Origin of the sequence: Novosphingobium album (ex Liu et al. 2023), assembly GCF_029076845.1 — a bacterium.
In the GTDB taxonomy this organism is placed as follows: domain Bacteria; phylum Pseudomonadota; class Alphaproteobacteria; order Sphingomonadales; family Sphingomonadaceae; genus Novosphingobium.
This window is the reverse complement of the sequence record NZ_JARESE010000010.1, coordinates 101,119-121,604: the sequence shown is the minus strand read 5'-3', so window position 1 is coordinate 121,604 and position 20,486 is coordinate 101,119. Positions and strand designations below refer to the sequence as shown.

The window sequence follows — 20,486 nt, the reverse complement described above, 5'->3', positions numbered from 1 at the left end:
TCGTGGCGGACGCAGACCTCGTAAGCATCGCATCGGGCGGGCTCACCGCCCGCATCCATCCGCTGGGCGCCGAGCTCTGGTCGCTGACCGACGCGCAAGGCCGCGAGTACATGACCGATGCCGATCCGGCGTTCTGGACCGGGCACGCGCCGATCCTGTTTCCGATCGTCGGCGAGCTGCGCGGCGGAACGTATCGGCTGGGGGATCGTGAATTCGCCATGGCGCGCCACGGTTTCGCCCGGCGCAGCCCGTTCGCGCTGGTCGAGCGGCGCGCTGACGTGGCGCGCTTCCGCCTGACCGACAGCGACGAGACGCGGGCGCACTATCCTTTCGCCTTCGTGCTCGAAATGGGCTTCCGCCTGACGCTGGACGGCCGGCTTGAAATGGAGGCGCGGATCGCCAATCCCGGCAACGAGTCCCTGCCGTTCAGCTTCGGCTTCCACCCCGCCTTCGCCTGGCCGCTGCCCGATGGCGGCGAGAAGCTGGCCCATGCGGTGACGTTCGAACATGCCGAGCCCGCCGATATCCGTTGCCTCGACGACCAGGGGCTGGTCGCGGGACATGCGGAAAGCCCGCTCGATGGCAAGAGCCTGAGGCTCTCGCCCGATCTGTTCGTGGGTGACGCGCTGATCTGGGACAGGCTGGCCAGCCGGCGTCTGGCCTATCACGGCCCCACTGGCACGCCCCGGCTGGAGATCGCCTTTCCCGATACGCCGTTCATGGGCGTGTGGCAGAAGCCGGGCGCCGGCTATATCTGCATCGAGCCGTGGCATGGTCTGGCCGACGCCGCTGACTTTGCGGGCGATTTCCGCGACAGGCCCGGCGTCATCACCTTGCCGCCCGGCGCGGTCCATTGCCTGCGCATGGACGTGACCGTAGTGCCTGCATAAGTCGTGCCCGCATAAGGAGCAGCCGCATGAAGACAGTGCTTGTTACCGGCGCCACCGCCGGCATTGGCGAGGCTTGCGCGCGCACGTTCGCGCGGGCTGGCTGGCGGGTGATCGCCACGGGGCGCCGGGCCGAACGGCTCGACGCGCTCGTCGCCGAATTCGGCGCGGATGTGATCCATCCCTGCCTGTTCGATGTGCGCGACGAGGCCGCCCGCGACATCGCGCTCGATTCGCTGCCGGCGGAATTCGCCGGGATCGATTGCCTGGTGAACAATGCCGGGCTGGCGCTGGGCACGTCTCCGGCCCAGGCATCGGACCTGGCGGACTGGAAAGTGATGATCGATACCAACGTCACCGCGCTGGTCTCGCTGACGCACAAGCTGCTGCCCGGGCTAATCGCGCGCAAGGGGGGGATCGTCAATCTGTCCTCGGTCGCGGCGACATATCCCTACACCGGCGGCAACGTCTATGGCGCCAGCAAGGCCTTCGTGCGGCAGTTCTCGCTGGGCCTGCGCTCGGACCTGGCTGGCACCGGCGTGCGCGTCACTTCGATCGAGCCGGGCATGGTCGAAACCGAATTCACGCTGGTGCGCAACGGCGGCGATCAGGCGGCCTCGGACCAGCTTTACGCGGGCGTCAACCCGCTGACCGGGGCGGACATCGCCGAGACGGTGCTGTGGGTCGCTTCGCTGCCGCCGCACATGAACATCAATGCGCTGGAACTCATGCCGGTGAACCAGTCCTTCGCCGGCTTCCAGGTCGCGCGCGAGGGGTGATCGGAAGGGGGCGTCAGTTGCGCGAACCGCCCCAGTCGTCCTCGGTGAATTCCTCGGATTCGCCGTCCTGGTCGGCCCGGGCTTCGTCCATGGCGCCAGCGTTGGCCTGATTGATCCGGGCCTGCACGTCGGGCATCGCGCCCAGCATCTCCTTGGCCATTGGCGGGCTGGCGAACATCATGTCGAACGGGCGGCCTTCGATCGCGGCCGCGACGTGCTCCTTGGCCAGCAGCTTCATCAGCCCCATGGCATAGCCGTTCTGCGCCATGGCCTTGCCGGCGCGTTCCGCGTTGGCGCCGTGGGGCGGCTCCACCGCGGTGGCCACGCGCGATCCGGCACCATCCGGCGTGACCGTGGTGACGAAGCGCATCAGCTCGCGCCCGTTTTCGTCCAGCAGCGCGGTGACGATCGCCCCGTCGGACGCCTGGCTGACGCGGCTGCCCTTGACCGTGCTGCCCAGGATATGCGTGGGCAGATAGGCGGAGCGCAACGCGGCGGCCACTTGCTGCGGGGTCTTGTCGTAATGTGTGCCGGAGGCGCCGCAACCCGCCAGCAGGCCGGTCATCACGATCGCCGCGAGCGTGGCAAGGCAGGCAGGCTTCAGGCGCATCTTCGAACGCTCGCGATGGAGAAGGACCGCGCCCGGATAGCTCCCGTGGCGCTAAGATCGGGTTAAGCGGCGGCTGAAAACCGGGCCGGGCGAACGCAGCTAGCGGATGGACGAGGCGGCCGTGGCGGTATAGGCGCGCGCCTATGTCCAGTCGTCGCACTTTCGCAATTATTTCGCACCCGGATGCGGGCAAGACCACGCTGACCGAGAAGCTGCTGCTGCAAGGCGGCGCGATCCACCTGGCCGGCGAGGTCAAGGCGCGGGGGCAGGCACGGCGCGCCCGGTCGGACTGGATGAAGATCGAGCAGCAGCGCGGCATTTCCGTGACCAGTTCGGTCATGACGTTCGAGCGCGCCAATCCCGATGGCAGCACCATAACCTTCAACCTGCTCGACACGCCGGGCCACGAGGACTTTTCCGAGGATACCTATCGCACGCTCACCGCGGTCGATTCGGCGATCATGGTGATCGACGCGGCCAAGGGCATCGAGCCGCAGACGAGGAAGCTGTTCGAGGTCTGCCGGCTGCGTTCGGTGCCGATCATCACGTTCATCAACAAGGTCGATCGCGAGGGCCGCGCCTGCTTCGACCTGCTCGACGAAGTGGCCGACGTCCTCGCGCTCGATGTCGCGCCGATGTCGTGGCCGGTGGGGATGGGCGGGCTGTTCCAGGGCGCGCTCGACCTGGCCACCGGCAAGATCAGCCGGCCCGAAGGCGACAGCCGCGAATTTCTCGGCAAGGTCGAGGATGCGGGCGCGCTGCCGCCCGAAGTCGCCGAGGAGCTGGAACTGGCGCAGGCCGGCTATCCCGAATTCGATCTGGAAGCCTATCGCGGCGGTGACCTGACGCCGGTCTACTTCGGATCGGCGCTCAAGAACTTCGGCGTCGCCGCGCTGATCGAGGCGATTGCCGCTTTCGCGCCGCCGCCGCGTCCGCAGCCCGCCGATGGCGGCGAGATCAGTCCCGATCGCGATGAAGTGACCGGCTTTGTCTTCAAGGTGCAGGCCAACATGGACCCGCAGCACCGCGATCGCATCGCCTTCATGCGGCTGGTCTCAGGCACGTTCAAGCGCGGGATGAAGCTGACGCCCTCGGGCCTGGGCAAGCCGATCGCGGTGCACTCGCCGATCCTGTTCTTCGCGCAGGATCGCGAGATCGCCGACAGCGCCGAGCCGGGCGACATCATCGGCATTCCCAACCACGGCACCTTGCGGGTGGGCGATACGCTGTCGGAAAGGAATGACGTGCGCTTCACCGGCCTGCCCAACTTCGCGCCGGAAATCCTGCGCCGCGTCGCGCTGAAAGACCCGACCAAGACCAAGCAGTTGCGCAAGGCGCTCGACGACCTGTCGGAAGAAGGGGTGATCCAGGTGTTCTACCCGGAGATCGGCTCGCAGTGGATCGTCGGCGTCGTCGGCCAGCTCCAGCTCGAAGTGCTGATTTCGCGGCTGGAAGCGGAATACAAGGTGGAGGCCGTGCTCGAAGGCTCGCCGTTCGATACCGCGCGCTGGCTCAAGGGGAGCGATCAGGCGCTGAAGGATTTCGCCGATTTCAACAAGATGAACCTGGCGCGGGACCGCGATGGCGATCCGGTGTTCATGGCGCGCTCGGCGTGGGATGTCGGCTACCAGCAGGAGCGCAACCCGGACCTGACCTTCAGCGCCACCAAGGAGCGCTGAGGGCCCCGGTGCAGCTCACGTTCGCCAGCTATAACATCCACAAGGCGGTCGGGCTGGACCGGCGCCGCGATCCCGACCGGATCCTGGCGATCCTGCGCGAGATCGACGCCGACGTGGTCGCCTTGCAGGAAGCCGATCGCCGGTTCGGCCGGCGGATGAGCGCACTGCCGCTCGAGGCGATTCGCGAGCACACCGCCTATCGCCCCGTGCCCCTGTCAATGAAGCCCGATAGCCTGGGCTGGCACGGCAACGCGCTGCTGGTGCGCCGCGATATCGCCCTGGTCGAAGCCGCGCCGGTGCCGCTGCCCACGCTCGAACCGCGCGGGGCGATTCGCGCCGATCTGGAAACCGGCGGCCAGCGCGTGCGCGTGGTCGGGATGCATCTCGATTTGTCCGGCCTGCGCCGGCGGCACCAGATCCGCAGCGTGCTCGATCATCTGGCCGGCTGCGCCGCGCGCTGCCCGACGGTGCTCATGGGCGATTTCAACGAATGGGCCGTGCGCGGCGGCTGCTTTAGCGAGTTCGAGCCGGACTGGCGGGTTCTGTCGCCCGGGCGGAGCTTCCCGTCGCGCCGGCCGCTCGCGCAGCTTGACCGGATCGTGGTTTCCGATGAGTGGCACGTCCTGCGCACCGGCGTGCACCACAGCCCGCTTTCGGCCACGGGTTCGGACCATTTGCCGGTCAGTGCTGCGCTGGACCTGCCCAAAAATTAGGCAGGTGCCCATGAATCGGGCTGATTCACTGTGGCTCATGACGGCGGCGCCAGGCAGGCTTATTGAGAATATTGCGATTCCGTAAACTGGCACGTCCCTTGCTTAAAGGCAGTTCGCCGGCGCTCGGCCGGTGGCTAACAGGGGATAGGCATGAAGTTCATCATAGCCATCATCAAGCCGTTCAAGCTCGACGAGGTGCGCGAGGCACTCGGCGCCGTGGGCGTCGCCGGCATGACCGTGTCCGAGGTGAAGGGCTTCGGGAGGCAGAAGGGGCAAACCGAAATCTATCGTGGCGCCGAATACTCCACCAACATGCTGCCGAAGGTGAAGATCGAAGTCGCCGCGCCGGATGATCTGGCCGACAAGATCGTCGAGACGATCCAGCAGGTCGCCAGCACCGAGGCGATTGGTGACGGCAAGATCTTTGTCCTCGACCTCGCATCCGCCGTGCGCATCCGCACTGGCGAATCCGGCGACACCGCGCTGTGATCGGCGCCCCTGATAGGAGGGAATCCACGATGATCCGCAAGATTCTTTGCGGCACCGGCGTGCTTGGCGCGTCGATGTTCGCCGCTACTGCCGTCTGGGCCCAGGAAGCCGCCGGCCCGATCAAGGCTCCCACCGCCGAACAGATGGCGGGCATGGTCGACAAGGGCGATACCACCTGGATGCTGATCAGCTCCGCGCTGGTGCTGATGATGTCGATCCCTGGCCTCGCCCTGTTCTACGGCGGCCTCGTGCGCGCCAAGAACATGCTGAGCGTGTGCATGCAGGTGTTCATGATCGTTTCGATCGCGGGCCTGCTGTGGTGCTGCGTGGGCTATTCGATGGCTTTCACCTCGGGTGGCGAAAACCACTTCTTCGGCGGCCTTTCCAAGGCTTTCCTGATCGGCGTGGATGGAACCACCTTCGGCGCCACGTTCAGCAACAACGTCTATCTGCCTGAACTGACGTTCGTCGTGTTCCAGATGACCTTCGCGATGATCACGCCGGCCCTGATCGTCGGCGCTTTCGCCGAACGCGTGAAGTTCAGCGCGATCATGGTCTTCGTCGTGCTGTGGTCGATCGTGGTCTATTACCCGATGGCCCACATGGTCTGGTACTGGGCCGGCCCGGACTTCCTGGTCGATGCGCCCACCGATTACGGCCTGCTGTGGGGCTGGGGCGCGCTCGATTTCGCGGGCGGCACCGTCGTTCACATCAACGCGGGCATCGCCGGCCTCGTCGGCTGCCTCATGATCGGCAAGCGTACCGGCTATCCGAAGGAACCGATGCCGCCGCACTCGCTGGTCATGACGATGATCGGCGCCAGCCTGCTGTGGGTGGGCTGGTTCGGCTTCAACGCCGGTTCCAACCTCGAAGCCAACGGCGTTACCGCTGTCGCCTTCATCAACACCATGGTCGCGACTTGCGCCGCCGCGGTGAGCTGGTCGCTGGTCGAGCAAGTCCATCACGGCAAGGCCAGCATGTTGGGCGCCGCCACGGGTGCCGTCGCCGGCCTCGTCGCGATCACCCCGGCTTCGGGCTTCGCCGCGCCGATGACGGCCATCGTCCTCGGCTTCGTCGTCTCGCCGATCTGCTACATCTTCGTCGCCAAGGTGAAGAACATGCTGGGCTACGACGACAGCCTTGACGTGTTCGGCGTGCACTGCATCGGCGGTATCGTCGGCGCCATCGGCACCGCGATCGTCGCGGCGCCCTCGCTCGGCGGTCAGGGCGTGTTCGACTACACGCAGTTCCCCGCCGCGTTCGACCCGAGCACCTATTCGATCGGCACGCAGCTGGTCACGCAGATCAAGGCCGTGCTGTTCACGCTGGTCTGGTCGGGTGTCGGTTCGGCGATCCTCTTCTTCATCATCGGCAAGACCATGGGTCTGCGTCCGGCCGTCGAAGACGAGAACCAGGGCCTCGACATCACGAGCCACGGCGAACGCGCCTACAACATGTAAGTCTCACGAGTTTGGCGGGGTCGGGTTTTCCTCCTCTCCTCCCACCCGCCCCGCCATCCGGTGTTCCTCCTGCGAACACAAACTGAAAGGGCCGGAGCCAGCCGCTCCGGCCCCTTTTTATGGCCTGCAGGAATGTGGTGTCGTCGGGAAGAGGCGGATTGCCCGCGTCAGTCGCCGCCGGCGGCCAGCATGTCGATCAGCGGCCGGACCGGCGAAACGTCATAGCCCGCCGTAGCCGCCCGCGCCGCGATCGTCGCCGGATTGTCGCCCGCCTTGGCGCGGGCCAGCGCCCAGAGCAGGGTGGAGCGCGTGCCTGACCGGCAATAGGCCAGCACCGGATTGTCCGACCTCATCAGCGCATCGGCCATGGCATCGACTTGCGCCTGGCTGAACCCGGCATGAGTCACCGGAATCGCCACATAGTCCATGCCCGCCGCTCGGGCCGCGGCCTCGATCTCGGGGCCGGGCACCTGATCGTCGCTTTCGCCTTCGGGTCGGTTGTTGATGATCAGGCCGATGCCCTGTTCCCGGGCGACGGCGATTTCGGCCAGGCCGATCTGCGGGCTGGCGAAGACGGAATCGGAAAGCTTGCGAAACATGGCACGATCCTGAATATGGGGGGCGAAAAGGGCCCCGCGTTACTTCGGCGCGCGATCTTGAAGCCCCTTCGGCGCCTTCGCGCAAGTCGATTTCCTGGCAGGCCGCAAGCAACTTCGCGGCTATCGTTGCGCAAGGCGTAATTATGTTCGCCATTGCATGTGAAGCTGTGTATAGAAGAAATTGCAGGAGAGGGCCGTCCGCAATGGTCGGTTGCTTGCCCTGACGCCCGGCGCGATTCGTCCACGCGGCCGGGCGAATGCTTGTGGGGCGGAGCGAAGGTACGTTCGTAGAGATGGGTTTTGATAGAGGTCGTCGCGGTAGGGGACGCGACAAGCGGGATCGGTTCGGAGAGGAAGGATTTGATCCCTTCTTTGCGGGGCAAGATCGCTTTGGAGGCGGAGACAGATTCGGCGGTGACCGCTTCGGCGGCGGCGGGGATCGGTTCCAGGAAGATCGGTTCGGCGGCGGCGGTGCTGGCGCAGGTGCGCCTCGCGGCGGCTTTGGCGGCGGTAATCGTGGCGGCGGCGGCGCAGGCGGCGGAATGCCGGCCCAGGTCGTTGGCCAGGCCAAGGGCACGGTCAAGTTCTTCAACGCCAGCAAGGGCTTCGGCTTCATCCAGCGCGATGAAGGCGGCGAAGACGTGTTCGTGCACATCAGCGCGGTAGAACGCGCGGGGCTTGAAGGGCTGGCCGAAGGTCAGCAGCTTGAGTTCACGCTGGTGGACCGGGGCGGCAAGATTTCGGCGAGCGACCTGCAAGTCGTCGGCGATGTCATCGCGGTGCAGAAGCGCGAAACGCCGCAGCGTCAGCTGACTGGCGAGAAAGCCACGGGCACGGTGAAATTCTTCAACAGCATGAAGGGCTTCGGCTTCATCACGCGTGATGATGGGCAGCCTGATGCTTTCGTGCATATCAGCGCGGTCGAACGTTCGGGCCTGTCGGGCCTCAACGAAGGCGATCGGGTGGAATTCGACATCGAAGTCGATCGACGAGGAAAGTACTCGGCGGTCAACCTCGTGCCGCGCCAGGGTTGATCCGGCCTGCCTTGTTCCCGGTAATTTGACCCGGGGCGGGCAAAAGCCTAAATGCGCGTGAATGGCGGCCCATCGGGGCCGCCATTTGTCGTTTGCGTTTCCCTTTCGTTGTTTTCGATTTCGAGGATACCCGGTTATGTCGATCACCCCGCTGATGCCCGTTTACCCCCGGTGCGGCGTGAGGCCCGTGCGTGGCGAGCACTGCCACCTGATCGGTGAGGATGGCCGCCGATTCCTCGATTTCGCCAGCGGCATCGCGGTCAACGCGCTCGGGCATTCGCACAAGGGGCTGATCGGCGCGATCCAGCGCCAGGCGGAAACGCTGATGCACGTCTCGAACCTATATGGCAGCCCGCAGGGTGAACACCTTGCCCAGCGGCTGGTCGATCTGACGTTCGCCGATACGGTGTTCTTCACCAATTCGGGCGCCGAGGCGGTGGAATGCGCGATCAAGACCGCGCGCGCCTATCACCAGCATGACGGCAACGACCACAAGTTCGAGCTGATCACGTTCAACAACGCCTTCCACGGCCGCACGCTGGCGACGATCAGCGCGTCGAGCCAGGAGAAGATGCACAAGGGCTTCCTGCCGCTGCTCCCCGGCTTCCGCTATGTGGAGTTCAACGATCTCGAAGCGGCCAAGGCGGCGATCGGGCCCCATACGGCCGGCTTCCTGGTCGAGCCGATCCAGGGCGAAGGCGGCATCCGCATCGCCGACGAAGCCTTCCTGCAAGGGCTGCGGGCGCTCTGCGACGAGCATGACCTGCTGCTCGTGCTCGATGAAGTGCAAAGCGGCGTCGGCCGCGCCGGCACGTTCTATGCCTATGAGCAATATGGCATCGAGCCCGACATTCTGGCGACCGCGAAAGGCATCGGCGGCGGTTTCCCGCTCGGCGCCTGCCTTGCCACCGAAAAGGCGGCGCGCGGCATGGTGATCGGCACGCACGGATCGACCTATGGCGGCAATCCGCTGGCCATGGCGGCGGCCGAGGCAGTGCTTGACGTTATCGCCGACGAGGCATTCCTGGCGGATGTGCGCGCCAAGGGGGAGCGTTTGCGGACGCGGCTGGAGCAGTTCATCGGCAATTATCCCGAGTTGTTCGAGCTGGTTCGGGGCCGGGGCCTGTTCATCGGCCTGAAGCTGAAGGTGGAGCCGCGCGGCTTCGTCGCGCATCTGCGCGACAACCATGAGCTGCTGACGGTTTCGGCCGGTGACAACGTGGTGCGGATCGTCCCGCCGCTGGTTATCGACGACAGCCATATCGATGAATTCATGGAAAAGCTTTCGGCCGCATCGGCCAGCTTTCAGCCCATGGAGACGGCCTGATGCCGCGGCATTTCCTCGGATTGACTGACGCGGGCGGCAACGCGCTCGCGGCGATTCTCGGCGATGCTCTGGACCGCAAGGCGGCGCGCGTGGGGCTGCCCAAGGGCAAGTCCGATGCCGATGCGCCGCTGGCCGGCCACGTCCTGGCGATGATCTTCGAGAAGAATTCGACGCGCACGCGCGTTTCGTTCGACATGGCGATGCGCCAGCTTGGCGGCAGTGCGATCATCATGGAATCGGGCAGCACCCAGATCGGGCGCGGAGAAACCATCGCCGATACCGCGCGCGTGCTCAGCCGCATGGTCGACGCGATCATGATCCGAACCGACGATCACGCCAAGATCGAGGAACTGGCGCACTACGCCGATGTGCCGGTGATCAATGGCCTGACCGACCTGTCGCACCCCTGCCAGATCGTTGCCGACCTGCTCACGGTGCTGGAGCGCGGCTTCGCCTTGCCCGGCCTGCAAGTGGCCTGGCTGGGTGATGGCAACAATGTCGCCAATTCGCTGATCGAGGCGGCCGGGTTGATGAAGTTCACGGTCCGCTTCGCCGGGCCCGCGGGTTATGAGCCCGACGCCGATTTCATCGCGCGGGCGCGTGGCGCCGGCGGCGAAGTCCTGCTCACGCAGAACCCGCGCGAAGCGGTGGCGGGTGCGCAAGTCGTCGTCACCGATACCTGGGTTTCAATGGGGCAGGCCGGTGGCGAAGCGCATATCGCGGCGTTGCGGCCGTTCCAGGTCGATGTGGCGCTGATGGCGCAGGCCGATCCCGGCGCCGTGTTCCTGCATTGCCTTCCCGCCCACCGCGAGGAGGAAGTGACCGGCGAAGTGATCGACGGCGCGCAATCGGCCGTCTGGGACGAGGCGGAAAACCGCATCCACGCGCAGAAGTCGATCTTGCGCTGGGCCCTGGGACAATTGTGAGCGACGCATACCTGATCCGGTCGGACGAGACCGGGTTCGACCGGGTGCTGGCCTTCACCGTGCCCGATCGCCATGCGCGCGGCCGGGTGGTGCGGCTGGGTCCGGTGCTGGAAACGATCCTGTCCGCGCACGATTATCCCGCGGCGATCAAGCACTTGCTGGCCGAGGCTCTGGTGCTGACGGCGCTGATGGGATCGCTGCTGAAGGAAGAGGGCAGCCAGCTCACCTTGCAGGCGCAGGCGGAGGGCGGCGCGGTGGACTTGCTCGTCTGCGACTATCGTTGCGGGGAGTTGCGCGGCTATGCCCGGCACAATCCCGAGCAATTGGGCCGGATCGGCGCGAACCCGCGCCTTTCCGCACTGTTCGGCGAAGGCTATCTGGCGATCACGTTCGATCTGGCCGTCACCAATGAGCGCTATCAGGGCATTGTCCCGCTGGAGGGCGCCTCGCTGGCCGAAGCTTGCGAGGCTTACTTCGCCCAGTCGGAGCAAGTGCCCACCCTGCTCAGAGTCGCGATCCGTGCGGCAGGCGATCGCTGCGTCGCCGGCGGCCTGCTCGTCCAGCATTTCCCCGAAGGCGAGGAAGGCCGCGAGCGCCTGCATGTGAAGGGCGACCATCCCGAATGGGCCCATGTCGCGATCATGGCCGGCAGCGTTCGCCACGATGAACTGGTGGATCCGGCGTTGACGCAGGAAGATCTGGTCTGGCGGCTGTTCCATGAAGAGCGCGAGGTCCGCGTCGAGCCGCTTTCGCCGATCACGCGTGGGTGCCGCTGCTCGGTCGAGCACTATCAGGAGATCCTGCGGCGCTTTCCCGAGGACGAGCGCGCGGAAATGCGTGACCCGGACGGCCTGATCCCGGTCGATTGCGCCTTCTGCTCGAAGGTTTTGCGGATACCGGCGTGATGGCTCGACTGGTCGTGCAGGATGCACGCTTGGTCGATGGCGTCTGGGATGCTATATGTCGGATCGGGTTTTGCCAAGTGCGCGGGATCGGCGTTTGCATGAATGGGATTGTCTGGATGAAGCCGCTGCGGGTTCTGGGAACGGCTGCTCTGGGAATGTGTCTGGTATCCGCAGCGCCGGTGCCGGTTGAAAAGCCGGTGCTGACGATGCTCGATCATCTCGATCGCGGCAATTGGGAACTGCGCGTGCGCGGCGATGAAGCTCGGGTCGAGCGGATTTGCCTAGATAACGGGCGCAGGCTGATCCAGTTGCGCCACCCGCAACTGCGCTGCGAACAGGTCGTCCTGGATGACGGGGCGAGCGAAGTGACGGTCCAGTATACCTGCAAGGGGCAGGGCTATGGGCGCACCCATATCCGGCGCGAAACCAATAGCCTGGTGCAGATCGACAGCCAGGGCATCGCCAATGGCTTTCCGTTTTCCTTCGCCGCGGAAGCGCGGCGGACCGGCGAGTGTCGCGGCTGACCCGCGGTCTGGCCCGGTTTCGGTGAGCCTTCGGGCATTGTCATGCGCGGTTGTGGGTTCTAGCGCGACGGGATGAGCAGTTCTTCGTCCACTACCAACCGCGAAGCCGTGGTCTTGCTGTCCGGCGGTCTCGATTCGATGGTTTCCGCTGCGATGGCGCGCGAGGCCGGCTTCGGCATCAATGCGCTGACCATCGATTACAACCAGCGGCATCGGCGCGAGATCGAAGCGGCGAAAGTGATCGCGGCCCGGCTGGGCGCGCGCCGCCATGTCATTCTGCCGCTTGATCTGCGCCAGTTCGGCGGCTCGGCGCTGACCGATGAGATCGCGGTGCCCAAGGACGGCGTGGGGCAGGATATTCCGGTCACTTACGTGCCCGCGCGAAACCTCGTCTTCCTGTCGCTGACGCTGGCCTGGGCCGAAGCGCTGGGTGCGCGCGACATCTTCATCGGCGTGAACGCGCTCGATTATTCGGGCTATCCCGATTGCCGGCCGGAATTCATCGCCGCTTTCGAGCAGCTTGGTTCGCTGGCGACCAAGGCGGGCGCGGAAGGCACGCCCTTCAAGATTCACGCGCCGCTGCAGTACCATTCCAAGGCGCAGATCGCGCTGGAGACGCAGCGGCTGGGCCTCGATCCGGGACTGAGCTGGTCCTGCTACGATCCCCAGCCCGATGGCTCCGCCTGCGGCCTGTGCGACAGTTGCCGCTTGCGCAAGGCCGGCTTCGCCGAGGCCGGGCTGGTCGACCCCACGCCTTACGCGGCCTGATCCGCAACGCCGCTTGCGGCGCCGGCACCGTGAGGGGGCGTCCTTCACCTGTAGCCGTCAAAAGCCGCTTCTTTCTGCTTGCGCATATTCTCCGCAAACGACAGGACCGCCCACGAAAAAGGGGCCGGATCGCTCCGGCCCCCAATCGTTTTGCCGATGTCGGCTGACTTACATGCCCGAACCCGGACCGTAAGTGATCTCAACACGGCGATTCTGCAGCTCGCGCACACCGTCGGCGGTGGGAACGCGCGGGTTGGCTTCGCCGAAGGCCTGGCTCGAGATCGCACCGTCGGGGATACCGCGCGCGGTGAGGTACGAGCGGACCGACGAGTTACGACGTTCCGACAGGCCCTGGTTGTACTGCACGGTGCCCGAACGGTCGGTGTAGCCGGCCAGCATGATCGGAACATTGTCGCAGCTGCCATAGGCGCTGATCGCGCTGTCGAGGATGCCCGCGGCCTCAGGCGTGATGTCCGACTTATCCCAGTCGAAGAACACGATGTAGGGGCCCTTGTTGCAGACCACGGCCGGCGGCGGGGGCGGCGGGGGCGGCGGGGGAGGCGGCGGCGGCGGCGGGGGAGGCGGCGGCGGAGCCGCTTCGGCACCACCGAAGTTGTAGATCAGGCTGCCCATCGCCGAGTGCGAACGCCAGCGGGTATCCACCGAACGACCGGCCGAATCGACCAGACCGACGCTGTCCACGTTGTGGAAGCGATACTTGATGCCCACGTCCCAGTGGTCGGTCAGCGGAGCGCGAAGGCCCGCGAGAACCTGCCAGGCGAAACCGCTGTCGGTATCGTCCAGGAAGCCCGGACCGGCGTGGGTGAGCGAGACGTTGTAGTCGACGCGGCTGACGCCGACGCCGCCACCAACGAAGCCCTGGATGCCATTGTCATCGCCGAAGTCGAGCAGGCCGTTGACCATGAACGACAGGACGTTGGCATCGCCATGCGGGTTGTTGAACGTGCCCGAGACCAGGTTCGTGGTGCTCAGGCCCGGAACGCGCGGATTGCCCAGCACGGCCAGGTCATCGTTGTCGGCCGTGCGATAGCTGGCTTCCGCTTCGAGGCGGAACATGCCGAAATCGTAACCGAGAGCAGCGCCGCCATCGACGCCATAGTCGGAGTTCAGCGAAGCGGCGTTGTTGACCGACGCGATATCGAAATCCGAGTCTTCGACGATCATCGGACCGAAATCGAGTTCAAGGTACCAGGCACCTTCGCGCGCCAAAGCAGGAGTGGCGATAGCGGACGAAGCCAGCGCCATCCCAATGACGAGTTTCCTCATTATGTTTCCCCTATTGAGAGATATGGATCCACCGAGTGCAGTTGTGTCTAACCCCTCTGCAATGGCCGCGCAAGCAGGCAATGCGTGCGACTGTTGCAAAGATGCCGCGATTTCGGGGGCTTGGTGTGATTTAATAAAGCCAGATCGCTTCAGTAATGGCACGAAAGTCTCCCCCGGTTTCCCGTTAGCCCCGGCTCAGCTCGCGGGCAAGACGCCCGCGGCCCGAAGCGCAAGGATCAGTGAGCCGATCGCGGTTCGAGCCTCGCTGTCAACCGTCGAACCGGCGGAAGGTTCCACCACTGCGTCGGCTTTTTTCCATTCGGCGAAATAGCGCAGATCCTGGCCGGTCGAACGGTCGAGCACGCGCATCCCGTCGATCGGCGTGACGAACAGCCAGTTGCCGCCCTGGCGGCAGGCGATCGCGCCATCGCGATCGAGCCAGTCGCCGGTCGCATCGGCCGCGACCAGCCAGTTCTCCCCTTCCGTCGGCGAGGCGGGAGGCGCCGCCGCTTCGCCCTCGATCGCGCAATGCAGCAGCGCATCGGCCAGTGCGTGCGCTTCGTTGACGAAGACTTCCTTCTGCGACTGGCCGGCGAACAGCAGGGGCAGGCCCAGGCGCGGGCTGGCGCTGTCAAATGTCAGGGGATCGCTCATGACAGGATTCCTTGGGTGGTGGGCTGATGGGGCGGCGGGCTGTCAGCCGAGGCTGGCCAGCAGCAGCGGTGGCGAAAGCGCGTGGGTGCCTTCCTGCCGCACGCACAAGCTGCCGCCGGGCAGCAGCGCGGCCAGGCCGGCCAGCGTCGCGGCCGGGATATCGAGCCGCGCCTCGCTGGCGACCCAGGTGGCCAGCGGCGTTTCGGACGGGCCGAAATCGATTCGATAGCGTTCGAACTCCTCGTGCAGCGGCACGTCGACCATGTCGATCCACTGCCACGCGCCTCGTGCGCGGCGAGTCCAGCTCAGCCGCAAGGTGCCATCGGGCAGCATCCTGGCGCGCGGATGTACCGGGCAGAGCGGCTGCACGCTGATGCCGCGCAGGCGAATCGCCGCCTCGACCGGCTCGGCATCGCCCAGCCCGACCGCGACGATGCTGGCATCGGGCACGGTCCCGACCCGCGCGGGGTCGAGCGGCAGCGGCCGGCCGTCGAGCAGCGCGAAGGGTTCGCCGGCCCCATGCCCCGCCACCGCGCCTTCGGTGCCGGCCCGGCCGCGCAGGAAGGCGCCGAGCCGCCAGCGGCCTTCGCCCAGCGGGATCGCTTGCGCGAACTGCACAAGCTCGTCGCCGACCAGCGCGAGGTTGGCGCCGAGCGCGAGCTGGCGGGTCGAGGCGTTGATCAGATCAAGATCGGACGCGACAAGCTGGACGGTCAGCGTCGAATGCCGGTCGAACAGCAGGGGATGGGCGGCGGGCAGGGTGCTGGTGGCCGTGCCGATCGCGCTGCGCGTGCGCCCGCCGGGGCCGAGCGGCAGCAACGCGCCATCGCCGTTGTCGCGATAAAGCGCCGCGCCGCTCCAGTTGGCGCCCGGCGAGGACAGCGCGGCGAAGGGCGACGGCGCATCGCCGCTGCCATTGCCCGTCCACGGCAGTTCGAAAGCGAGCAGGCTGGTGGGCGGGGCGGCCAGATCGGCCGGGGGATTGTGCTGGCCGGGATCGGCGGCGCCACCCGGCGCGGCATCGGCGCCGGTGGGCGCGATCCGCGCGAGCGAAAGCTCGACGCCCGTCTCGCGCCATTCCCAGTCGAGCACGCGCCAGGTCCCGGCCCGGTCCGGCAGAGTCACGCAGGCGCCCGGCGCGATCGCCGAATCGAGCGCGGCCATGCGCCAGGCGATCCGGTCACGCGACCAGTCGAGCTTGCGGGCGGTGCGCTCGATCAGGGAGCGGGCCGCATCCGCGTTCATCGCGGCGGGCAGCTCGATCGTGCGCGGCTGGCCGGGCGACGGCCGGATCGCCGCGCGCTGCAGGCCGGGCTGATAGTCGCGATCGCGATCGTAATAGCGCAGCACCGCGGGCGCGGGATCGGCCTGCGGCAGCCGGCGCCGCGAAAAGCCCGCCGCGCCGCCGAACGCATCGTCGGCCACCGCGACGGCCGGCTCGGGCAAGGCGATCGGCTCACCCTGCAGCCGCGCGCGCGCGATCGTCAGCAACGCGCCGCCGGCATCGGCGTCGAGCGGGAACAGCGGATCGAGCAGTTCCAGCGTCTCGGCCACTGGCCCCTCGCACGTCAGCCCCGCCAGCCCGTCAAGCGAGACCGCGGCATCGCAATCCGCGATCACTTCGCCGACCACCTGGGCGAGCGAGACGGTATCGTCGGCGATCACTTCGAAAGTCAGCGCCGGGAGGTGATTGTAGAACTCGGCCAGGTCGAGCGCTTCGAACACCACATAGGCAAGGCCGCGATAGGCCGGGCAGCGATCGGGGCCGACATCGGCGGCGATCAGCGGATCGGGTTCCTGATCGCGCTCGCCCGTGTACAGGCGCAAGCTTCCCGGCACCTTGAGATCGCCCGCCTCGCCGCGCAGCAGGCGTCCGTCCGCCCAGATCCGGCCAATGCCCTGGATCGGCCGGCTGGCGAGCGCGACGGCGAAACTGGCGGTGTAGCTGTAGGTGGTGACCGAGGGCTGGCTCTTGCCGCCGCCTTGGGTATCGCTGCTTTCGGTCAGTTCGGTCGCCCAGATCAGCGATCCGGGCACGCGCATCCGGCCAAAGTGGCGCGGCAGCGGCGTGCCATAGCTCGACGTGGTGACTTCCAGCTCCTTCAGCCGGGGCCCGCGCGTGTTGGGGCTGCCGAAGACCAGCGTATCGACTTGCCGGCCGAGCAGCGCGCCGATCGCGCCGCCCAGCGGACCGCCCAGCGCGGTCCCGATCGCGCCGAAAACAAGCGTTGCCATCGTGTCACCTCATGTCTTGGGCGTCAGGCGCCCATGCCAGACGCCAGTGCCCGATGATGGGCCATTCGGGCGGTATCGGGCCCATCACCACGCGGCGCAGGCCGGCGTGGGCGTGGACGAAACGCGCGCCGCCCACCGCGATCAGCACGTGGTGCTGCAGCGGCGCGGGCCGCGCCAGCATCACATCGCCCGGCGCGATCGGGCCGTCGGCGGGCCGGAGGCCGCAGCGCCGGGCGAGAGCTTCGACCGGCCCCGGCGTGCGTGCGCGCAGCGGATAGCCGTTGGGCAGCGGCGGTTCGCGGCCAAGCGCGCCGAGCGCGGCGTGGAGGACGCCGATACAGTCCAGCCCGCCGTGGGGATCGCGGCCATGCAGGCGAAAGCGCGTTCCGACCAGCGCGCGCGCGGCGCGGGCAAGCGCCTCGCCGTGAGCCGGGTCGCTCATGCCGGGGGCGAGGGATAGCGCGTCAGCAGGTCATTGCCCGGCAGGAATGGTTCGCCCTGGAAATTGACCGCGTTGCCGAAGCGGGTCGCGCAGGTATCGAGCGTGTGGTCGCAGCCTTCGCGGATCAGGATCGGCGTGCCGGGCGGCGTTGCCGGATCAATCGGGGTATCGAGCACCAGCTTGCCCGCTTCGTTCAGCGCCACGGCCTGCATCCGCTTGCCCGCCTGCGGCCCGTCCAGCCACACCACCATGCCGCCGACGTGATCGGCAGGGGCCAGGCCGGCGGTGATCGCGATCGCGTTGGTCGCGGTGTCGAGCGCCAGCGCTTGCGCCTCGCGCGTGTGGAACGCGGGGTTGCGCGTGCAGCCCGGCCCGCAGAACGCCGCGCGGCAGGCGGGGCTGGTGCGGGGCACCGGATCGCGCAGCAGATCGGCCTTGCGCGAGACCAGCTCGGCCGCGAAATGCCCGTCTTCCTCGGTCACGCCGCCGATCGCGCCGCGATACAGCACTTCGCGCTCGCCGCTTTCCCAGTCGATCACGCCGATGCGCACCCGCGCGCCGTCGAAGCGGCCATCGGCCAGGTCGCGCGCGCGGATCGCATCGTGCGACAGCGCGCCGCGCACGTCGGCGCTGTCCGGTTCGAAATCGCCCGACTTGCGCAAGGCGGACGGGATCATGCCGGGCGAGGCGCGATGGAGGATGCCATCGAACCACAAGTCCCGGTCATGCGCGGTGAAGCCGAAGGCGAAGCCGTCGCGTCGCAGCAGTTGCCAGAACGTGGCGATGGTTTCGAGATCGCCGGAGAACCACGCGCGCGTCATGCCGCTTCCCTGATCTCGACCACCGGCACGCTGGGCGCCTCGCCGGCGGCGAAAGCGACGCCGGAGATCTCAAGCTGGTCCTCGGCGAAGCGGACGGGCACGTCGAACAGGAAGCCGGCCCGCACTTCGGCGCCATCGGCGGGCGGATCGGCGAAGCGGATCACGCCGCCATCGGCCAGCGTCCAGGCGACGGTGGCGATGCCATCGACACTGACCATCAGCGTATCGAAGCGCGGGCGGGTGATGCGGCGTTCCTGCTGTGCCGCGTCCGAACCGTAGCGCTTCACCAGCGCGAAGTCGGAGCGCATGCCGTCGCCCGTGCCCAGCACCTGATCAAGCATCGTCGGCGCGCCGGTCATGCCGTGGGAGCTGTAGTCCGACGGGTCGCGCAGGCGGAAGCCGCGCGCCGCGCCGCGCCGGGCGCGGTAGAAGGCGATCAGTTCGCCCAGTTCCGCCTCGGACCGGATACCGGGGCCGACATCGATCCGCAGCCGGGCATTCGACCACAGGCTGTTGCGCCGCTCGAAGCCCGAGGCGGTGACCGCGACGCTGGTGGAGAATTCGGGGATCACCGTGGCCTCGCGCCCCAGCGCGAGCGGGTAGAGCACGTCGTCGAAAGCCTGCATGTCCTCGCTCTCCTGGTTTGCGCCGGGCGGCGCGGGCAGCCGCACGTAACCGTCGCGGACAACTTGCGGCAGGGCCCAGACCACGGTTTCGTGCGGCCAGCGCGCTTGCGCCTCGTCGATCCCGGCGTCGATCCGCCGCCATTGGGCGCGGCCTTCGAGGTTCAGCACGAAGCCGGCGAAATAGTCCTGCTCCCCCGGCGGATAGCCCAGCCGATCGTCGATCTGCGCATAGGCGCGGCGGCGGAAAGCATCGGACCCGCCAGTGAGCCAGTCATAATCCTCGACTTGCAGCCGGTCGAACGCGGGCGCGGCCCAGGCGGCGGGCAGGTTGGCGCGCTTCAGTTCGGGCATGGCGGGATCGAGCAGGGTGGGCGGAAAGATCAGCAGCAGTGCCTCGACCGCCAGCGGCGCCGCCGCCACGCGCGCCGCCGCGACCAGCGCGGCGGTGGATTCGGCCAGCACTTCGCCCGCCTGGTCCAGCAGGGCCTTCTGCGCGGCGGTCGCCGTCAGGCGCAGGTCGGTGATGATCGGCGGGTTGCCGCCGAAGCGCGCCCGGGCCGCGTCGTCGTAAAGGCAGATGCGCCCGTCGGCGAATGTCCACCACCACGGCTCGCCCACCTGAAAGCGCACGGGCGCGCCCGCCTCGATCATCAGGCCGACCAGCGCCGTCGCCGCCGATCGCAGCCAGCCCATCGCCGCGTCGTTGGCCGGGGAAAGCAGCGCGGAAGGCGGATCCCACCCGGTCTCGGACGGGTTGCCGAGGTAATCGCGCTGCTTCCAGTCGGGCGGGCAATGCTGCGCCAGCAGTTCATAGGATAGCGAGGCGATCGGGCTGAAGCCCAGCCGCACGCATTCGGCGAAGAAAGCCAGATGCCACGCGCGCGCCGGCGCATTCAGGGGATCGCCCCAGCCGCCCGCGAGAAAGGCGCCATCGGCATGGGCCAGCCGGAAGTAATGGCTCATGCCCACATAATGGACCACCGATCCCCGGTAACCGAGCTGGCGGATATTGCGCAGCAGGCGCGCGGGCGTCTGCACGCCGTTGTCGTCGAACCCGGTGGCGACGGCGAGGCCATGCGGCGGGATGACGACATCGCCGATCTCCAGCATGGCGCGCTCGCCGCCGCAGGCGATGCCGGTCAATTCCACCCAGCCCTCGGCCGCCCCGGCCAGCGGCGCGTCGCTGCCGATGACATAGCCGGGGGCGACCAGCGAGATGAACATCCGGTCGATCTGGCGCGGCCAGACGGGGTCGGCCTCATCGGGCAGGTAGAAGCCGCCGTCGAGCGCGGAAAACCGCAGCGTGACCTGTGCGTCATCCGGCGTGCCCTCGGCATAGTTCCACAGCCGGACGTACCAGGTATGCGGATCGCCGGCGGCATCGCGGCCTTCGATCGTCAGGGTGGGGCCGTTGGTCGCATCCAGCGCGATCACGCCGCCCGAACGCCAGCGGAAGCTGAGCGTGGTGTGCGCATAGTTGCGGTCGGTCGCGTAAGCGAGCAGCGGGTGATCGTGGCGGTCCACGCTGTCCCAGATCAGCCCCGCCAGATCGGCTTCGCGCAGGAACGTCGCGTCCACTCGCAGCGCGTCGGGCGCGGTGCTGACGACGGCGGCGACCATCGGGCGCGGGAAATTGACCGTCCAGAAGCGCGGATCGAACCGCTGGATATAGTCGAAGTCCTGCCCGTCGCGCTTGTCCGCAAGCCAGAATGCCATGGCCG

The 20,486-nt window shown here is 67.3% G+C and carries 20 protein-coding genes; 12 read left to right on the top strand and 8 right to left on the bottom strand.

What is annotated here, in order from left to right:
* The first annotated feature begins 2 nt into the window (after nucleotides 1-2).
* On the top strand, nucleotides 3-890 hold the full coding sequence (locus PYV00_RS03735) for an aldose 1-epimerase family protein (protein ID WP_275226909.1): 888 nt from the start codon (nucleotides 3-5) through the stop codon (nucleotides 888-890).
* 26 nt (nucleotides 891-916) lie between these two features.
* Complete coding sequence (locus PYV00_RS03730; RefSeq protein WP_275226908.1) at nucleotides 917-1,666, top strand: SDR family NAD(P)-dependent oxidoreductase; 750 nt, start codon at nucleotides 917-919, stop codon at nucleotides 1,664-1,666.
* A 13-nt stretch (nucleotides 1,667-1,679) separates the two neighbouring features.
* Here the strand turns inward: PYV00_RS03730 and PYV00_RS03725 are convergent, their stop codons facing one another.
* Complete coding sequence (locus tag PYV00_RS03725) at nucleotides 1,680-2,276, bottom strand: hypothetical protein (protein WP_275226907.1); 597 nt, start codon at nucleotides 2,274-2,276, stop codon at nucleotides 1,680-1,682.
* 143 nt (nucleotides 2,277-2,419) lie between these two features.
* On the opposite strand from PYV00_RS03725, the gene PYV00_RS03720 reads away from it, so the two are divergent.
* The 4 genes from PYV00_RS03720 to PYV00_RS03705 all read left to right on the top strand — a co-directional run bounded on the left by PYV00_RS03720 (nucleotide 2,420) and on the right by PYV00_RS03705 (nucleotide 6,617).
* The gene (locus tag PYV00_RS03720) at nucleotides 2,420-3,955 is read left to right on the top strand and encodes a peptide chain release factor 3 (RefSeq protein ID WP_275226906.1); all 1,536 of its coding nucleotides are present in this window, start codon (nucleotides 2,420-2,422) and stop codon (nucleotides 3,953-3,955) included.
* Nucleotides 3,956-3,963: 8 nt separating this feature from the next.
* Nucleotides 3,964-4,668 carry an endonuclease/exonuclease/phosphatase family protein gene (locus tag PYV00_RS03715; protein WP_275226905.1) on the top strand — a complete coding sequence of 235 codons (705 nt, stop codon included), beginning with the start codon at nucleotides 3,964-3,966 and terminating at the stop codon, nucleotides 4,666-4,668.
* A gap of 150 nt (nucleotides 4,669-4,818) precedes the next feature.
* On the top strand, nucleotides 4,819-5,157 hold the full coding sequence (locus PYV00_RS03710; protein ID WP_275226904.1) for a P-II family nitrogen regulator: 339 nt from the start codon (nucleotides 4,819-4,821) through the stop codon (nucleotides 5,155-5,157).
* Nucleotides 5,158-5,186: 29 nt separating this feature from the next.
* Nucleotides 5,187-6,617, top strand: a complete 1,431-nt coding sequence (locus tag PYV00_RS03705; RefSeq protein ID WP_275226903.1) for an ammonium transporter — start codon at nucleotides 5,187-5,189, stop codon at nucleotides 6,615-6,617.
* Nucleotides 6,618-6,784: 167 nt separating this feature from the next.
* Here PYV00_RS03705 and PYV00_RS03700 read toward each other — a convergent pair whose 3' ends face one another.
* Entirely contained in the window at nucleotides 6,785-7,216 is a 432-nt protein-coding gene (locus PYV00_RS03700) for a TIGR01244 family sulfur transferase (protein WP_275226902.1), read from the bottom strand.
* 293 nt (nucleotides 7,217-7,509) lie between these two features.
* Here PYV00_RS03700 and PYV00_RS03695 point away from each other — a divergent pair, with 293 nt between their 5' ends.
* The 6 genes from PYV00_RS03695 to queC all read left to right on the top strand — a co-directional run bounded on the left by PYV00_RS03695 (nucleotide 7,510) and on the right by queC (nucleotide 12,700).
* Nucleotides 7,510-8,250: a cold-shock protein gene (locus tag PYV00_RS03695; RefSeq protein WP_275227022.1), complete on the top strand. Its 741-nt coding sequence runs from the start codon at nucleotides 7,510-7,512 to the stop codon at nucleotides 8,248-8,250.
* Nucleotides 8,251-8,386: 136 nt separating this feature from the next.
* Nucleotides 8,387-9,577 (top strand): aspartate aminotransferase family protein, encoded by a 1,191-nt coding sequence (locus tag PYV00_RS03690; protein WP_275226901.1) that lies wholly within the window; start codon nucleotides 8,387-8,389, stop codon nucleotides 9,575-9,577.
* Nucleotides 9,577-10,503, top strand: coding sequence for an ornithine carbamoyltransferase (gene argF / locus PYV00_RS03685; protein ID WP_275226900.1), 927 nt, complete (start codon nucleotides 9,577-9,579; stop codon nucleotides 10,501-10,503). The genes PYV00_RS03690 and argF overlap by 1 nt, the downstream gene beginning before the upstream one ends.
* Nucleotides 10,500-11,408: an Hsp33 family molecular chaperone HslO gene (locus PYV00_RS03680; RefSeq protein ID WP_275226899.1), complete on the top strand. Its 909-nt coding sequence runs from the start codon at nucleotides 10,500-10,502 to the stop codon at nucleotides 11,406-11,408. The genes argF and PYV00_RS03680 overlap by 4 nt, the downstream gene beginning before the upstream one ends.
* Nucleotides 11,408-11,932 (top strand): hypothetical protein, encoded by a 525-nt coding sequence (locus PYV00_RS03675; RefSeq protein ID WP_342803793.1) that lies wholly within the window; start codon nucleotides 11,408-11,410, stop codon nucleotides 11,930-11,932. Before PYV00_RS03680 ends, PYV00_RS03675 begins: the two co-directional genes overlap by 1 nt.
* A 72-nt stretch (nucleotides 11,933-12,004) precedes the next feature.
* Entirely contained in the window at nucleotides 12,005-12,700 is a 696-nt protein-coding gene (gene queC / locus PYV00_RS03670) for a 7-cyano-7-deazaguanine synthase QueC (protein WP_275226898.1), read from the top strand.
* Between the two features lie 168 nt (nucleotides 12,701-12,868).
* Here queC and PYV00_RS03665 read toward each other — a convergent pair whose 3' ends face one another.
* The 6 genes from PYV00_RS03665 to PYV00_RS03640 form a co-directional block, all read right to left on the bottom strand.
* Nucleotides 12,869-13,987, bottom strand: coding sequence for an OmpA family protein (locus PYV00_RS03665; RefSeq protein ID WP_275226897.1), 1,119 nt, complete (start codon nucleotides 13,985-13,987; stop codon nucleotides 12,869-12,871).
* 195 nt (nucleotides 13,988-14,182) lie between these two features.
* A complete protein-coding gene (locus tag PYV00_RS03660; RefSeq protein ID WP_275226896.1) occupies nucleotides 14,183-14,641 on the bottom strand; it encodes a DUF2793 domain-containing protein in 459 nt (152 codons plus the stop codon).
* 42 nt (nucleotides 14,642-14,683) lie between these two features.
* Entirely contained in the window at nucleotides 14,684-16,876 is a 2,193-nt protein-coding gene (locus PYV00_RS03655; RefSeq protein ID WP_275226895.1) for a phage tail protein, read from the bottom strand.
* 4 nt (nucleotides 16,877-16,880) lie between these two features.
* The gene (locus tag PYV00_RS03650; RefSeq protein WP_275226894.1) at nucleotides 16,881-17,318 is read right to left on the bottom strand and encodes a hypothetical protein; all 438 of its coding nucleotides are present in this window, start codon (nucleotides 17,316-17,318) and stop codon (nucleotides 16,881-16,883) included.
* Nucleotides 17,315-18,139, bottom strand: coding sequence for a DUF2163 domain-containing protein (locus PYV00_RS03645; protein WP_275226893.1), 825 nt, complete (start codon nucleotides 18,137-18,139; stop codon nucleotides 17,315-17,317). The genes PYV00_RS03650 and PYV00_RS03645 overlap by 4 nt, the downstream gene beginning before the upstream one ends.
* Nucleotides 18,136-20,481, bottom strand: coding sequence for a DUF2460 domain-containing protein (locus PYV00_RS03640; RefSeq protein WP_275226892.1), 2,346 nt, complete (start codon nucleotides 20,479-20,481; stop codon nucleotides 18,136-18,138). The genes PYV00_RS03645 and PYV00_RS03640 overlap by 4 nt, the downstream gene beginning before the upstream one ends.
* Nucleotides 20,482-20,486 lie beyond the last annotated feature (5 nt).

Excerpts from the sequence above, each read along its gene's own strand:
- PYV00_RS03690 (WP_275226901.1), top strand. The coding sequence starts at position 8,387 with ATGTCGATCACCCCGCTGATGCCCGTTTACCCCCGGTGCGGCGTGAGG.
- PYV00_RS03640 (WP_275226892.1), bottom strand. The coding sequence starts at position 20,481 with ATGGCATTCTGGCTTGCGGACAAGCGCGACGGGCAGGACTTCGACTAT.
- PYV00_RS03665 (WP_275226897.1), bottom strand. The coding sequence starts at position 13,987 with ATGAGGAAACTCGTCATTGGGATGGCGCTGGCTTCGTCCGCTATCGCC.
- PYV00_RS03655 (WP_275226895.1), bottom strand. The coding sequence starts at position 16,876 with ATGGCAACGCTTGTTTTCGGCGCGATCGGGACCGCGCTGGGCGGTCCG.
- argF (WP_275226900.1), top strand. The coding sequence starts at position 9,577 with ATGCCGCGGCATTTCCTCGGATTGACTGACGCGGGCGGCAACGCGCTC.
- PYV00_RS03705 (WP_275226903.1), top strand. The coding sequence starts at position 5,187 with ATGATCCGCAAGATTCTTTGCGGCACCGGCGTGCTTGGCGCGTCGATG.
- PYV00_RS03710 (WP_275226904.1), top strand. The coding sequence starts at position 4,819 with ATGAAGTTCATCATAGCCATCATCAAGCCGTTCAAGCTCGACGAGGTG.
- PYV00_RS03730 (WP_275226908.1), top strand. The coding sequence starts at position 917 with ATGAAGACAGTGCTTGTTACCGGCGCCACCGCCGGCATTGGCGAGGCT.
- PYV00_RS03645 (WP_275226893.1), bottom strand. The coding sequence starts at position 18,139 with ATGACGCGCGCGTGGTTCTCCGGCGATCTCGAAACCATCGCCACGTTC.
- PYV00_RS03695 (WP_275227022.1), top strand. The coding sequence starts at position 7,510 with ATGGGTTTTGATAGAGGTCGTCGCGGTAGGGGACGCGACAAGCGGGAT.
- PYV00_RS03650 (WP_275226894.1), bottom strand. The coding sequence starts at position 17,318 with ATGAGCGACCCGGCTCACGGCGAGGCGCTTGCCCGCGCCGCGCGCGCG.
- queC (WP_275226898.1), top strand. The coding sequence starts at position 12,005 with ATGAGCAGTTCTTCGTCCACTACCAACCGCGAAGCCGTGGTCTTGCTG.
- PYV00_RS03720 (WP_275226906.1), top strand. The coding sequence starts at position 2,420 with ATGTCCAGTCGTCGCACTTTCGCAATTATTTCGCACCCGGATGCGGGC.
- PYV00_RS03700 (WP_275226902.1), bottom strand. The coding sequence starts at position 7,216 with ATGTTTCGCAAGCTTTCCGATTCCGTCTTCGCCAGCCCGCAGATCGGC.
- PYV00_RS03660 (WP_275226896.1), bottom strand. The coding sequence starts at position 14,641 with ATGAGCGATCCCCTGACATTTGACAGCGCCAGCCCGCGCCTGGGCCTG.
- PYV00_RS03675 (WP_342803793.1), top strand. The coding sequence starts at position 11,408 with ATGGCTCGACTGGTCGTGCAGGATGCACGCTTGGTCGATGGCGTCTGG.
- PYV00_RS03725 (WP_275226907.1), bottom strand. The coding sequence starts at position 2,276 with ATGCGCCTGAAGCCTGCCTGCCTTGCCACGCTCGCGGCGATCGTGATG.